The sequence below is a fragment of the Streptomyces sp. NA02950 genome (assembly GCF_013364155.1).
Classification (GTDB): Bacteria; Actinomycetota; Actinomycetes; order Streptomycetales; family Streptomycetaceae; genus Streptomyces.
This window is the reverse complement of sequence record NZ_CP054916.1, coordinates 4,371,694-4,386,021: the sequence shown is the minus strand read 5'-3', so window position 1 is coordinate 4,386,021 and position 14,328 is coordinate 4,371,694. Positions and strand designations below refer to the sequence as shown.

The following is a 14,328-nucleotide window of genomic DNA, read 5'->3' as shown; positions in this document are numbered from 1 at the left end:
CGCGCAGCTCCGCATCACCCGGCGATTGCACCGGATATGCGCCGATTCACCTGCGCCTACAGTGAACTGACGGACCATAGAATCCACATCCCACGCCCGGCGCGCCATCGTGCGCCGGGCGCACGGTTGTTGAACACTTGATCGGGTGGGCGCCCTAGGGGGTGGAAACCCGGTGAAGGTGGGTAAAAACGATGTGGCGCCGAGCATTTCATGATTCCGTATACCACCACCGACCCAACGGACCCCACGTGGGCACGAGCCGGCGTATGCGTATACCCCTGGTCCACCGCGGGGCGAGCCGGCCCATCTTTTTCCACTGCGTGCTTGCGGAGCCGACCCATGCTCACGACCCTCAAGACTGCTTACACCGATACCCGCGCCGCTGATCTCGCCTGGTGCCTGGGGCGGGAACCGCTTCCCGCCCTGGCCGAACTCGATCTCCAACTCCATGGCCACGTCATGCGGTTGAGGCTTCTCGGCGCCTCTCACCAGGTCCTTCTCGACGGGGAGGACGGCCACTGCTCGGAGACCGTGGCCTGTATATCCGGCAGCAGCACCCCGCTTCCGCTGGGGGTCTCCACCCTTGTCGACGGCCGCGAGTATGAATTCGCGGCGCGCGTCGAGGAGTTGTCGGAAGGGTCGTTCGCCGGACGCGCCCAGGAGCTGCTGGCCCTGGTCGCCGATCATCCGCACGGTCTCGCGGGCACGTTTCCTGGCAGTCCGCACGCGTTCACCGCGCTGCTCGCGCAGTGGCACGAGGGCACGGTGGGCTGGCGGACCTGGCACGCCTATCCCCAGGAGGGGCGGTTGGTGACCACCCGCACCTGTGTGGGGGCCCGGCGCCCGGCCGGGCTGCGGCCGCCGGGTGCGGGCGGGATACCGGAGGGCGGCGTTCCGGCCCAAGTGGCCTGTGGCTAGCGGAGGGTGAGCCACTGGGCGGACCGGGTCGGCATACGGATGAGCGGCCGTCAATGCACCCGTGTGGGTGACGAACGGTAGGCATTATGTGACGTAACGTTCCCTTTGTGATCGATGCGCCGACGTCCGCCGTCTCGGATGCGCCGTCGCCGGAGCCCGAGCCTCCGGTACGGCTGCCCGTCCGGGCCGGGATCGGCCGCTTCCTCGTCCTCCTCACCGTCTTCGTCTGCGCCGCCTGCGGCTTGGTCTACGAGCTCGAACTCGTCGCCCTCGCCTCCTATTTGGCCGGTGACTCGGTCACCCAGGCATCGGTGGTGCTGTCGGTCATGGTCTTCGCCATGGGCATCGGCTCACTGCTGGCCAAGCGGCTGCGCTGCCGGGCCGCCGTCGGCTTCGGCGCGGTCGAGGTGGTGCTCGCGCTGGTCGGCGGCTGCTCGGCGATGGCGCTGTACGCGAGTTTCGCGTGGTGCGGCCACTCCCGCTCCGCGCTCGTCGGCTTCTCACTGGCCATCGGCGTCCTCATCGGTGCCGAGGTGCCGCTGCTGATGACCCTCATCCAGCGGGTGCGGCGGCAGGACGCGGGCGGCGCGGTCGCCGATCTGTTCGCGGCGGACTACGTGGGCGCGCTGGTCGGCGGGCTCGCCTTCCCCTTTCTGCTGCTGCCCGCCTTCGGACAGCTCACCGGCGCGCTGGTCACCGGCGCGGTCAACGCGGTGGCGGGCGCGGTGCTGGTGCTGTGGCTGTTCCGCCGCGATCTGAGCGGCCGGGCACGCTGGACGCTGATCGTCGCCAATGTGACGGTGCTGGCCCTGCTGGCCGCGGGCGCCGCGCTCACCCCCTCCTTCGAGCGGGCCGCCCGGCAGGCGGTCTACGGCCCGGGGGTCCGCGTCGCGCTGCGCACCGGCGTCCAGGAGGTGGTGCTCGCGGGCGGCCGGGCCAGCGGGCGGCCCCTGTCGCTCTTCCTCGACGGGCGGCTGCGGGTCTCCGGGCGCGATGAGGTCCGCTACCACGAGGCACTGATCCACCCGGCCATGGCCGCCGGGCCGCACGGCCGCGTCCTGGTGCTGGGCGGCGGCGACGGGCTCGCGGCCCGCGAGGTGCTGCGGTACACCGGGGTCCGGTCGGTCACCGTCGTCGAGCGCGATCCGGCGGTGGTGCGGCTGGCCCGCCGCGACCCCGATCTCTCCGCGCTCAACGCCCGCGCCTACCGCGACCCCCGGGTGCGGGTGGTCACCGCCGACGCCTTCGACTGGCTGCGTCGGTGCACCGCGTACGACGTGGTGGTGAGCGATCTGCCGGACCCGCGGCTCACCGCGGGCACCAAGTTCTACTCGCAGGAGTTCTACGGGCTGGCCGAGCGGGTGCTCGCGCCCGGCGGACGGCTGGTCGTCCACGCGGGCGCGCTGCACCCCCGGTCGCATACGTACTGGACGGTGGACGCCACGATGCGGTCCGCCGGGCTGCGGACCGTGCCGTATGTGATCGGCGCCCGGCGTCCGGTGTTCTCCGTCCCGGGAACCGACGGGGCGCCGCGCGACTGGGGCTTTCTGCTCGCGGCCCGCTCCCCGGTCCCGCTGGGGCTGTCCCCCCGCGGCCCGCGTCCGCACTCCCTGACCCCCGGTGGCCTCCGGGCCGCCGCCCGCGCGGCCGGGCGCCACCGCGAGCCCGGACTGCCCGCCTCCACCCTGATGCATCCGCGCTACGGCTACGGGGACTAGTTGTGCTGTCCGGGGAGGTTGGTTACGCGGCCGGGTCGCGCACGGGTCACGCACGGGTCGCGCACGGGTCGCCAATTCGCGGGAGCGGGCGGCGAAAGTTGCGCGGGAACGGGTCTCATGGGACGCACGATGGGTAGTGTCTTGAGTCATGGAGCATGAGGTATTCGTTCCGTTTCCCGTCGGCACCGTCCGGTCGGCACTGGCGGAGCCCGACCGCATCGCCCGCTGCGTCCCCGGGCTCCAGCAGGACGCCGACGAGGCGGCGGGGCCGCTCGCGGGTCGGCTGCGGCTGCGTATCGGCGGATCCACCATCACCTACCGCGGGGCCCTGCGCGTCGGCGAGCGCGACGGCGCCTTCGAGGTCGAGGGCGAGGGCACCGAGGCGCGCGGCAGCGGCTCGGTCAAGCTCACGCTGACGATCACGCCGAAGACCGCCGAGGGCGGCACCACGCTGGTCTGCTCCGGAACGGTCCACCGCGAGGGCCGGCTCGCGGAGTTCGACGACGAGGCCACGGACACGGCCGCTCACCGGCTGCTGGACCGCTTCGCCTCGGCGCTGGCGTCCGGGCTGGAGGCGTCCCCGATCACCCCGCCCGCCCCGGCCGTGCCCGATGCGCGGGACGAAGGCGATGCGCGGGATGAACAGGACGAACGGGGCGAGCGGGACGGGCAGGACGAGGCGGGCGGCGAACCGCGGTCGGTCTTCGACACCGACATCCCGCCGTCGTCCCTGGACCCGCGGGCTGACCTCGATGACGACGAGGCCGCGGCCGCCGCTGACGCCGGGGGCGGCGACATCGGCGAGCTGGACGACGTCGGTGATCTCGACGATGTCGACGGTGCCGAGGATGTCGACAGTATGGACGCGGTGAACGGTGTCGGATCCATGGACGAGGCCAGCGGCCTGGGCGAGGCCGAGGACGAGCCCCCGGCCGAGGCCGCCCACGCCCGCCGGACCATGATCGGCCGCTCCACCGAGGAGGTCGACCATGCCCCGCCCCGCGGCCGCTACGCCCCCGTTCCCGCCCCGGAGGCCGTGTCCACCAGCGCCGCGCTGCGCTGGGCCGCGCCCGCCGCGGCCGTGGTGCTCGCCTCCGCCGTCGTGGTCGGCCGCCGGGTGCTCCGCCGCCGCCGATAGCCACCGCTCGTAGCCGCCGCCGGTGGGCCGCCCCGGGAGCCGCCGCCGGTGAGCCGCTGCACATAGGCTCGTGGACGTGACCACCGAAGAGACAACGGAGACCAAGGGCGTACGGCTGACCGCCGGTGACGCCGAGCTGACCGTTTCGCCCGACAACGGCTGCCGTATCGGCTCGCTGCGCATCGGCGGTACGGAGGTGCTGCGCCAGGGCCCGCGGTACGGGTCCTTCCCGATGGTGCCGTGGTGCGGCCGGGTCGAGCTCGGACGGTTCCGCAACGGCGGCCGGACCCATCAACTGCCCGTGAACGCGGCGCCGCACGCGATCCACGGCACCGGCCGGGACGTCGCCTGGCGCCCGGTCGCCACCGGTCCGTCCTCCGCCGCCTTCACCTACGACCTCGCGGACCCGTGGCCGTACGAGGGCCGGGTCACCCAGACCTTCGAGCTGACCCCGGACAGCCTGACCGCGACCATGAGCGTGGAGACCGAGGGCGACTCCTTCCCGGCCCAGGCGGGCTGGCACCCGTGGTTCCTGCGCACCCTGGACGGCGGCGGTGAGGAGGTCCGGCTCGCCTTCGACGCCGAGTGGCAGGAGGAGCGCGGCGAGGACCATCTCCCCACCGGCCGGCGGATCCCGCCGGGCCCCGGCCCCTGGGACGACTGCTTCGGCATGCCCGCCGGGGTGGACGTCACGCTCACCTGGCCGCGCCGGCTGGAGCTGAAGGTCACCAGCCGCAGTGAGTGGGTGGTGATCTACGACGAGCAGGCGGAGGCGGTGTGCGTCGAGCCGCAGTCCGGTCCGCCCAACGGTCTCAACACCGTGCCGCGCCTGGTCACCCCCATCGACCCGCTGGAGATGGCCACGACCTGGAGCTGGCGGAGCCTGGCGTAGCGGCCGTCCGGAGGGTGTCGCGGGGCGTCCCGGCACACCGCATAAGCTCATCGGCATGAGCGATGCGCGTGACGCCCTGCTGCGGCAGATCAAGGACAAGGCCGTGGTCCACGGCAAGGTGACCCTCTCCTCCGGGCGGGAGGCCGACTACTACATCGACCTGCGCCGGATCACCCTGGACGCCGAGGCCGCGCCGCTGGTCGGACAGGTCATGCTCGACGCCACGGCCGACCTGGAGTACGACGCGGTGGGCGGGCTCACCCTCGGCGCCGACCCGGTGGCCACGTCGATGCTGCACGCGGCCGCCGCGCGGGGCCGCCGCCTCGACGCGTTCGTCGTCCGCAAGGCGCAGAAGACCCACGGTCTCCAGCGGCGGATCGAGGGCCCGGACATCGCGGGCCGCCGGGTGCTGGTGGTCGAGGACACCTCCACCACCGGCGGCTCCCCGCTGACCGCGGTCGAGGCGGCGCGCGAGGCGGGCGCCGAGGTCGTCGCCGTCGCCACGATCGTCGAGCGCGGCGCCGCACCGGCCATCGCGGACGCCGGGCTGCGCTATCTCCCGGCGTACTCCCTCGCCGACCTCGGCCTGAGCTGAGGGCGCCCACCGGGAGTGACGTCCGCCGGGAGTGGTGCACACTCCGCTGACATGGGTGGTTTCACGTGAAACCACCCGCCCCCTTCCGTGTCATCCCCGGGTGCGCCGGGTGGAGCAATCGGGGGAGTCTGGAAAGATGGCCACGACGATGACGTCGCCCCTCTAGGTCAGGGCCCAGAACCTCACCCGCACATCACAAGGAGCGGACAGATGCCCATCGCATCCCCCGAGATCTACAACGAGATGCTCGACCGGGCGAAGGCAGGCAAGTTCGCCTACCCGGCGATCAACGTGACCTCGACCCAGACCCTGCACGCCGCGCTGCGTGGCTTCGCCGAGGCGGAAAGCGACGGCATCGTCCAGATCTCCACCGGCGGTGCCGAGTTCCTGGGCGGTCAGTACAGCAAGGACATGGTGACGGGCGCGGTCGCGCTCGCCGAGTTCGCGCACGTCGTCGCCAAGAAGTACCCGGTCAACATCGCGCTGCACACCGACCACTGCCCCAAGGACAAGCTGGACGGCTATGTCCGTCCGCTGCTCAAGATCTCCCAGGAGCGGGTGGCCAGCGGACAGAACCCGCTGTTCCAGTCCCACATGTGGGACGGCTCCGCGGAGAAGCTGGACGACAACCTCGCCATCGCGCAGGAGCTGCTCGCCGAGGCCGTCAAGGCCAAGATCATCCTCGAGGTCGAGATCACCCCGACCGGCGGTGAGGAGGACGGCGTCTCGCACGAGATCAACGACGAGCTGTACACCACCGTCGCCGATGTCGAGCGCACCGCCGAGGCCCTGGGCCTGGGCGAGAAGGGCCGCTACCTGCTGGCCGCGTCCTTCGGCAACGTCCACGGCGTCTACAAGCCGGGCAATGTGGTGCTCCGCCCGGAGCTGCTGCGTCAGCTCCAGGACGGCATCGCCGCGAAGTCCGGCCAGCAGGAGCCGTTCGACTTCGTCTTCCACGGCGGCTCCGGCTCGACCGAGCAGGAGATCCTCACCGCGCTGGAGAACGGCGTCGTGAAGATGAACCTCGACACCGACACCCAGTACGCCTTCACCCGCCCGGTCGCGGACCACATGTTCCGCAACTACGACGGTGTGCTCAAGGTCGACGGCGAGGTCGGCAACAAGAAGACCTACGACCCGCGCAGCTGGGGCAAGCTGGCCGAGAAGGGCATGGCCGAGCGCGTCACGCAGGCGTGCGCCAACCTGCGCTCCACGGGTACCACGCTGAGCAAGTAACGCGGTCGCGCCTCGGCGCGCGTCCCTCCGGGCCCGGGGCCCCGCCATCGCTGCGGGGCCCCGGGCCCGGCCCGTCGCACCGCAGTGGCTCGGCACTGGCGGCACCCGCTCGAGAAACGACGGCCCGTGGTTCCGCCGGAGCGGCTGTGGGCTGGCCCCCGGCGCGTCACACGAGGATGATCCGGGTATGAGCGAATCCTCGCCCCGGCCCGCGGCGGCGCGCGGGGACGCGGCGGGCGGACCGCCCGGCGCGGGGGAGCCGACGGTGGTGCGGCTCTCCGAGCCCGCCGGGCGCTGGGTGGTGCTCACCACCGTGCTGGGGTCGGCGATGGCGCTGCTCGACAGCACCGTGGTCAATGTGGCGCTGCCCCGTATCGGGCTCGACCTCCACGCCGGCCTGGCCGTTCTCCAGTGGACCGTCAACGCCTACATGCTCACCCTGGCCGGGCTGATCCTGCTCGGCGGGGCGCTCGGGGACCGCTTCGGACGGCGGCGGATCTTTGTACTCGGGGTGGTGTGGTTCGCCCTCGCCTCACTGCTGTGCGGGCTGGCGCCGAACGCCGCGGTGCTGATCGCCGCCCGCGCCCTCCAGGGCATCGGCGGCGCGCTGCTCACCCCCGGTTCGCTCGCCCTGATCCAGTCCGTGATCCACCCCGACGACCGGCCGCGGGCGGTCGGCCTGTGGTCCGGCTTCGGCGGTGTCGGTGCGGCGATCGGGCCGTTCCTCGGCGGCTGGCTGGTGGACGGGCCCGGCTGGCGCTGGGTGTTCTTCCTCAACGTGCCGCTGGCGGCGGTGTGCGTGCCGGTCGCGCTGCGCCACGTCCCCGAGGTCCGCGACCCGGCGGCGCACGGTCGCTTCGACGTCCTGGGCGCCGCGCTGGGCGCGCTCTCGCTGGCCCTGGTGACCTATGCGCTGATCGCCGCGCCGGGTGGGGGCGTATCGCCCGCCGTGGTGGTTCCGGCGGTCCTCGGGGTGCTGCTGGGCGTGGCCTTCGTCGCCGTGGAGAGGAGGCGGGCCGAGCCGATGCTGCCGCTGTCGCTCTTCGCCTCCCGCCAGTTCACCGCCGTGAACGGGGTGACGCTGTGCGTGTACGCGGCCTTCGGCGGCTTCTTCTTCCTGACCGTGCTGAACCTCCAGGTGGTCGTGGGCTACTCGGCCCTGGGGGCGGGCACCGCGCTGCTGCCGACCACCGTGCTGATGCTGCTGCTGTCCGCCCGCTCGGGCGAGCTCGGCAAGCGGATCGGCCCGCGGATCCCGCTGACCGTCGGCCCGCTGCTGTGCGCGGCCGGGATGCTGCTGATGACGCGGGCGGGGGTGGGCGCCGTCTACTGGCGGGACATCCTGCCCGCGCTGCTGGTGATGGGGCTGGGCATGGTGGTGCTGGTCGCCCCGCTCACCGCGACCGTACTGGCCTCGGTGGACGTCGCACGGGCGGGCCTGGCCAGCGGTATCAACAACGCGGCGGCGCGGGCGGCGGGCCTGGTCGCGGTGGCGGCGCTGCCGCTGCTGGCGGGGATGGGGGAGGACGCGTACCGGTCCGCGGACCTCTTCTCGGGGTCCTTCCGGCGGGCGATGCCGATCTGCGCGGTGGTGCTGGCGGTGGGCGCGATCCTCGCCTGGACCACGGTGCGGTCGGATGTCCTGGCCGTCCCGGAGACGCCGCCTCCGGCCCCCGCGGAGGCGGCGGGCGCCGCACGGCCGGAGGAGCACCCGTGCGGCCCCTGCCGCCCCCAGTGCACCTACCACTGCGGTGTCACCGCCCCGCCCCTGGACCCCGGCGAACCCCCCGCCACGGGCTGACGCCCCCGCGCGCGGGCGCGCTCCGCGGGCGGGCCGGGGGCGCCGGGGCGGAGCGGGAGCCGGGACGAGCCAGTGCCTCGTATCGGGCGCGGGGGCGGACCAGGCAGACTGGAACCCATGGCCATTCACGAGAACCTGCTCGGGGGACCGCCCCCGACCCATCTGCCCGACGACCCGGAGCCCCGGGAGCTGCTCGCGTCCGGCGCGGCCCCCTCCGAGGTCGCCGCGAAGTACCCGGCCTCCTCCCTCGCCTGGGCGCAGCTCGCCGACGAGGCGTTCGAGGCCGGCCGGGTGGTCGAGTCCTACGCGTACGCCCGCACCGGCTACCACCGCGGGCTCGACGCCCTGCGCCGCAGCGGCTGGAAGGGCCACGGCCCGGTGCCGTTCGAGCACGAGCCCAACCGCGGCTTCCTGCGGGCCCTGCACGCGCTCGCCCGCGCCGCCCAGTCCATCGGTGAGCAGGAGGAATACGAGCGCTGCTCGACGTTCCTCCGGGAGAGCTCCCCGACCGCGGCGGACACGCTCTCCTGAGCGGACTCCCCTGAGTCGCCTCCGAAAGGACCGGGGCCCGGCGGCGGTCTACCGCCGGCGGGCCCCGATCCGTTGAAGATCCGTACTTGCCGAACACCCGCATGACACGGATGATGCGGACAGGGCCTGCTGATGCGGGCCCTGAGGGGACCGGGGCTCCGAGACCGAGAGGAAGGGGCGGACCGCTACCCGGTAGCGAGCAGTACTCAGGAGACGCGATGTCGCAGCAGCCTGCCCCGAACGCAACCGCCCCCCAGGACGCCCCACCGCCGGGGTCCGCCACGCCGGACGCCGAGCCCGAGGCTCCTCACCTCGACTTCCAGGGCACGACCCCGTACGAGGACTACGTCCAGGCCTCGGTCCTCACGCACCTCCAGCACCCCCTCTCCGACGACCCCGGCGAGATGGTCTTCCTGGTCACCACCCAGGTCATGGAGCTGTGGTTCACCGTCATCGTCCACGAGTGGCACACCGCCGCCCAGGCGCTGCGCGAGGACGACCTGCCCACCGCGATGGCCGCGCTGAAGCGCTCCACCTACGAGCTGGAGTCGCTGAACAGCTCCTGGAGGCCACTCGCGCATCTCACCCCGGGCCAGTTCAACGCCTACCGCTCCGCGCTCGGCGACGGCTCCGGCTTCCAGTCCGCGATGTACCGCCGGATGGAGTTCCTGCTCGGCGAGAAGTCCGCGTCCATGCTCGTCCCGCACCGGGGCGCGCCACGCGTGCACGCCGAGCTGGAGAAGGCGCTGACCGAGCCCAGCCTCTACGACGAGGTGCTGCGCTTCCTCGCCCGCCGCGGCTTCGCCGTCCCCGCCGCCGTACTGGACCGCGACCCCGCCCAGCGGTACGTACCGGACCCGGGCGTGGAGCGGGTGTGGCAGGAGATCTACTCCGGCCCCGGCCCCGGCCCGTGGGAGGACGAGCTGACCCGTCTCGGCGAGGCGCTCACCGAGGTCGCCGAGCTGGTGTGGCGCTGGCGCAACGACCATCTGGTGGCCACCCGGCGGGCGATGGGCGCCAAGACCGGCACCGGCGGCTCCGCGGGGGTCGCCTGGCTGGAGAAGCGCGCCGCGAAGAACGTCTTCCCCGAGCTGTGGACGGCGCGCAGCCATGTCTGACACCACGATCTCCGGGACGCACGCACTGACCGACGAGGCCGCGCGGCTGGACGCGGCCGACGCACTGCGCGCCAAGCGCGACGCCTTCGCGCTCGACGACGCCGTCTACCTGGACGGCAATTCGCTCGGCGCGCTCCCGCACACCGTCCCCGCCCGGCTGGCCGATGTCATCACCCGGGAATGGGGCGCGCTGCGCATCCGCTCCTGGGAGGAGAGCGGCTGGTGGACCGCGCCGGAGCGGATCGGCGACCGGGTCGGACGGCTGGTCGGGGCCGCCCCCGGCCGGCTGGTCGTGGGCGACTCGACGAGCGTGAACGTCTTCAAGGCGATGGTCGGCGCGGTACGGATCGCCCAGGCGCGCGGTGCCCACCGCGACCAGATCCTCGTCGACGAGTCCACGTTCCCGACCGACGGCTACATCGCCGAGTCCGCAGCCCGCATGACCGGCTGCACCCTGCGGCCGGTGGCGGCGGCCGACGTGTCCACCGCGGTCGGGCCGCGCACCGCGGTCGCGCTGGTCAACCATGTCGACTACCGGACCGGCCGGCTCCATGACCTGCCCGGGACGACGGCCGCCGTGCACGCCGCGGGCGCGCTCGTCGTCTGGGACCTGTGCCACAGCGCGGGCGCGCTGCCGGTCGGGCTGGACGCGCACGGGGTCGATCTCGCCGTGGGCTGTACGTACAAGTACCTCAACGGCGGGCCCGGTTCGCCGGCGTACCTGTATGTCGCCCAGGAGCACCAGCCCCGTTTCGACTCACCGCTCCCCGGCTGGAACTCGCACGCCGACCCGTTCGGCATGGACCCCGCCTACACCCCCGCCGACGGCGCGGCCCGCGGCCGCGTCGGCACCCCGGACATCCTCTCCATGCTGGCGCTGGAGGCCGCGCTGGAGGTGTGGGACGACGTCGCGATCGAGGACGTACGGGCGAAGAGCCTGGCCCTGACCGACTTCTTCCTGCGCTGTGTCGAGGCGTACGTCCCGGCGGGGCGGGTCGAGTCGATCACCCCCGCCGCGCACGCCGAGCGCGGCAGCCAGGTCGCGCTGCGATGCCCGGACGCGGGCGCGGTGATGGCGGAACTGGTACGGCGCGGTGTGGTCGGCGACTTCCGCCGCCCCGATGTGCTGCGGTTCGGCTTCACCCCGCTGTACACGGGGTTCGCGGACGGGGAGCGGGCGGCGCGGGTGCTGGCCGATGTCCTGGCGGAGAGCCGGGCGGCGGAGGACGGATGATGGACCCGCGGGACCCCGCCGGGGTCGCGGCGGCCGAGGAGGCGTCCCTCTTCGGCCTCGCCGCGGTGGCGCCGGACGCGACCGCCGCGTACGGCGAACACCCGGACCAGGTGGTGGACTTCCACCTGCCGCCCGAGGGGGCGGCGGGTGGCCCCGCCCCGCTGGTCCTGCTGTTCCACGGCGGCGCCTGGCGCGCCGCCTGTGACCGCCGCCATCTGTCCCCCTTCGCCGCCCACCTGGCGATACACGGCCTGGCGGTCGCCCTCCCCGAATACCGCCGCGGGGGCGTGGCACCCGGCCGTCGTGGCGGGCCGGGGGCTTCCGGCAGCTGCGATGGCGGGACGCCGGGCGCCGCGCGGCGGGCGGGCCGTGGGGTTGAGCCCGGCGGTGAGGCTCATCCGGAACACCCGGCAGGGGCGCAGCACCTGGCGGGACGGTGGCCGGAGACGTTCGACGACATCGCCGCCGTCGTGGACGCCGTGCCGCGCCTGGTGCGGGAGAACGCACTGCCCGGTGTCGACGCCGAACGGCCCGTGCTCGCCGGGCACTCCGCGGGCGGACACGCCGCGCTGTGGGCGGCGGCGCGGCACCGGCTGCCGCCGGGGGCGCCCTGGCGGCTGTCCGCGCCGCCGCGCGTCCGCGGGGTGGTGGCCCTCGCCCCCATCGCGGACCTCACCACCGCCCGTGCGCTGCACGTCTGTTCCGACGCGGTGGACCAGCTCCTCGGCACCGGCGACGAAGGGGCGGCCCGGCTGCCGTTCGCCGATCCCGCCGCGCTGCTGCCCACCGGCGTCCGCACCACACTGGTGCGGGGCGGCACCGACGTCGACGTTCCGCCGCAGGTCGTCGACTCCTTCGTGGCGGCCGCGACCGCCGCGCGGCAGCCGCCGCGGGTCGTCCGCATCGCCGGGGCCGGGCACTTCCCGCTGATCGACCCGACGGCCCCCGCCGCACGCACGGCCGTCGACGAGATCGCCCGGCTCGCCGCCGACGGCCCCGACGCGTGACCGCACGAGTCGTGACCGCACGAGTGGTGACCGTATGAGCCCGTCCCGTAGTACTTGAGGAGGACGCCCGGGAATCCGCGCCGGTGGGGACGACGCCGCCCCGCCCGCTCCCTACCGTGTGATGCGTGACTGAGACGATTCCGCGGACCGAACTCCGCCTGGTCCGCAGCGCGCTGTCCGGACTGCGGCAGGACTTGATCACCGGCGCCTTCGCGTTCCGCCCGCTGCCGCCGCTCGGCGACGCGCACCCGCTGAAGCGGTGGGTGCCCCGGCGGGCGCGGCCGTATGTGGGTTGGCTGCCGCACGCGGCGATCACGGGGTTCGCGTTCTTCCTGATCGCGCTCGCCTACAGCCAGGGCTCCGGCGGCAATCTGCCGCTCGCCGTCTTCTGCGGCGTACCGCTGATGATCTCGCTGTTCCGGCCGGTCGGCGCCTGGTGGCTGTCGTTCGCGGCGGGGATCGCGGCGGGTTCGGACGCCGCCGGGCACAACATCTACGACACCTGGCCGTGGCCATGGACCCTGATCGCCGCGCACATCGCGGTGATGGCCGTCGTCGCCTCGCAGACCCGTCCGCGCACCGCGGTCCAGATGCTGGTGCTCACGGCCGGGCTCGGGGTGTTCTTCGACGCCGTCAGCCTGCGCAGCGCGGACATCTTCCCGATGGTGATGATCTCCTGTCTGGTCGTGGGTGCGGTCGTCGCCACCCGCAGTCTGCGCGAGACCAAACAGCAGGTCGCCGTGGAGAAGTCGGCCACCGTCGAGGAGCGGTCCCGCCGTACGCTCCTGGAGGAGCGCGCGACCATCGCCCGCGAACTGCACGACGTCGTCGCCCACCACATGTCCGTCATCGCCATCCAGGCGGAGGCCGCCCCGTACCGGGTGCGGAACCCGCCCGAGGAGCTGGCCAGGAGCTTCGCGACCATCCGGGAGAACGCCGTGGCCGCCCTCACCGAACTGCGCCGGGTCCTCGGGGTCGTACGGGCCGACGACCCCGACGCGTACGCCGACGCCGGCCCGGAGGCGCCGCAGCCCACCCTCGCCACCCTGGACACGCTCTTCGCGGGGGCCCGGGCCGCGGGTCTGACGGTCGAGCACGTCACCACCGGCGCGGTGCGCCCGCTGCCGCCGGGCGTCGAGCTGTCCGCGTACCGGATCGTGCAGGAGGCGCTCAGCAACGCGCTGCGCCACGCCCCCGGCTCCACCGCCCGCGTCGAACTCTCCTACGTCCTCGGCGGTATCGGGCTGCGGATCGTCAACGGTCCGCCCACCCGGGCCGTCCGCCCCTCGCCGGGGATGGGCCACGGGCTGCTGGGTATGCGGGAGCGGGTGACGATGCTGAACGGGGAGATGACGGCGGGGACCGTGGCGGAGGACGGCGGATACGAGGTCGCCGTCTACATCCCGGTCGACGCCGGAGCCGCGGAGGCGGCGGTATGACCGAGAGCGGTGGGGCGGCCGCCATCCGGGTGCTGATCGCCGACGACCAGGTCATGGTCCGGGAGGGCTTCTCCGTTCTGCTGGGCGCCCAGCCCGATATCGAGGTCATCGGCGAGGCGGTCGACGGACGCCAGGCCATCGCGCAGGTCGCCGCGCTGCGCCCCGACGTGGTGCTGATGGACATCCGGATGCCCGAGGTCAACGGGCTGGAGGCGACCCGCGAGATCATCGCGGCGGACGCGGACGCCAAGGTGCTGGTGCTGACCACCTTCGACCTCGACGAGTACGTCTACCAGGCGCTGCGCGCGGGGGCGAGCGGCTTTCTGCTCAAGGACGCCTCCGCCCGTCAGCTCGGGGACGCGGTGCGGGTGGTCGCCGCGGGCGAGGCGCTGCTGGCGCCCACCGTCACCAAGCGGCTCATCTCGACGTTCTCGCGGATCGGTGAGGCCGCCCGGTTCGGCGGGCCGCTGCCGCCCGCCGCGGAGCGGCTGGCCGAGCTGACCGAGCGGGAGAACGAGGTGCTGGTGCAGGTCGCCCAGGGCCGGTCCAACGCGGAGATCGCCGAACATCTGGTGGTCGCCGAGTCGACGGTGAAGACCCATGTGAGCCGGATCCTGGTGAAGCTGGGGCTGCGGGACCGCACCCAGGCGGCGGTCTTCGCGTACGAGGTGCGGCTGGTGACCCCTGGAGGCTGAGCCCGC

Annotated in this window: 13 protein-coding genes; all 13 read left to right on the top strand. The window is 73.5% G+C overall.

What is annotated here, in order from left to right; all coding sequences use genetic code 11:
* The first annotated feature begins 339 nt into the window (after nt 1–339).
* The 13 genes from HUT19_RS18995 (at nt 340) to HUT19_RS18935 (ending at nt 14,322) form a co-directional block, all read left to right on the top strand.
* Complete coding sequence (locus HUT19_RS18995) at nt 340–918, top strand: DUF2617 family protein (protein ID WP_176181631.1); 579 nt, start codon at nt 340–342, stop codon at nt 916–918.
* Nucleotides 919–1,028: 110 nt separating this feature from the next.
* On the top strand, nt 1,029–2,636 hold the full coding sequence (locus tag HUT19_RS18990; protein ID WP_254886187.1) for a polyamine aminopropyltransferase: 1,608 nt from the start codon (nt 1,029–1,031) through the stop codon (nt 2,634–2,636).
* Between the two features lie 148 nt (nt 2,637–2,784).
* The gene (locus tag HUT19_RS18985; protein WP_176181629.1) at nt 2,785–3,774 is read left to right on the top strand and encodes an SRPBCC family protein; all 990 of its coding nucleotides are present in this window, start codon (nt 2,785–2,787) and stop codon (nt 3,772–3,774) included.
* Between the two features lie 76 nt (nt 3,775–3,850).
* Nucleotides 3,851–4,666 (top strand): aldose 1-epimerase, encoded by an 816-nt coding sequence (locus HUT19_RS18980; protein WP_176181628.1) that lies wholly within the window; start codon nt 3,851–3,853, stop codon nt 4,664–4,666.
* 55 nt (nt 4,667–4,721) lie between these two features.
* On the top strand, nt 4,722–5,261 hold the full coding sequence (gene pyrE, locus HUT19_RS18975; protein ID WP_176181627.1) for an orotate phosphoribosyltransferase: 540 nt from the start codon (nt 4,722–4,724) through the stop codon (nt 5,259–5,261).
* Nucleotides 5,262–5,471: 210 nt separating this feature from the next.
* A complete protein-coding gene (fbaA, locus tag HUT19_RS18970) occupies nt 5,472–6,497 on the top strand; it encodes a class II fructose-bisphosphate aldolase (RefSeq protein WP_176181626.1) in 1,026 nt (341 codons plus the stop codon).
* Nucleotides 6,498–6,825: 328 nt separating this feature from the next.
* The gene (locus HUT19_RS18965) at nt 6,826–8,298 is read left to right on the top strand and encodes an MFS transporter (protein WP_254886186.1); all 1,473 of its coding nucleotides are present in this window, start codon (nt 6,826–6,828) and stop codon (nt 8,296–8,298) included.
* A gap of 117 nt (nt 8,299–8,415) precedes the next feature.
* Complete coding sequence (locus HUT19_RS18960; protein ID WP_078642619.1) at nt 8,416–8,829, top strand: DUF3151 domain-containing protein; 414 nt, start codon at nt 8,416–8,418, stop codon at nt 8,827–8,829.
* A 218-nt stretch (nt 8,830–9,047) separates the two neighbouring features.
* Nucleotides 9,048–9,947: a tryptophan 2,3-dioxygenase family protein gene (locus HUT19_RS18955; protein WP_176181624.1), complete on the top strand. Its 900-nt coding sequence runs from the start codon at nt 9,048–9,050 to the stop codon at nt 9,945–9,947.
* Nucleotides 9,940–11,181, top strand: a complete 1,242-nt coding sequence (gene kynU, locus HUT19_RS18950) for a kynureninase (protein WP_176181623.1) — start codon at nt 9,940–9,942, stop codon at nt 11,179–11,181. Before HUT19_RS18955 ends, kynU begins: the two co-directional genes overlap by 8 nt.
* Nucleotides 11,178–12,188, top strand: a complete 1,011-nt coding sequence (locus HUT19_RS18945; RefSeq protein WP_176181622.1) for an alpha/beta hydrolase — start codon at nt 11,178–11,180, stop codon at nt 12,186–12,188. Before kynU ends, HUT19_RS18945 begins: the two co-directional genes overlap by 4 nt.
* A gap of 125 nt (nt 12,189–12,313) precedes the next feature.
* Nucleotides 12,314–13,627 carry a sensor histidine kinase gene (locus tag HUT19_RS18940; protein ID WP_254885647.1) on the top strand — a complete coding sequence of 438 codons (1,314 nt, stop codon included), beginning with the start codon at nt 12,314–12,316 and terminating at the stop codon, nt 13,625–13,627.
* The gene (locus HUT19_RS18935) at nt 13,624–14,322 is read left to right on the top strand and encodes a response regulator transcription factor (protein WP_176181621.1); all 699 of its coding nucleotides are present in this window, start codon (nt 13,624–13,626) and stop codon (nt 14,320–14,322) included. Before HUT19_RS18940 ends, HUT19_RS18935 begins: the two co-directional genes overlap by 4 nt.
* The last annotated feature ends 6 nt before the right edge of the window (nt 14,323–14,328 follow it).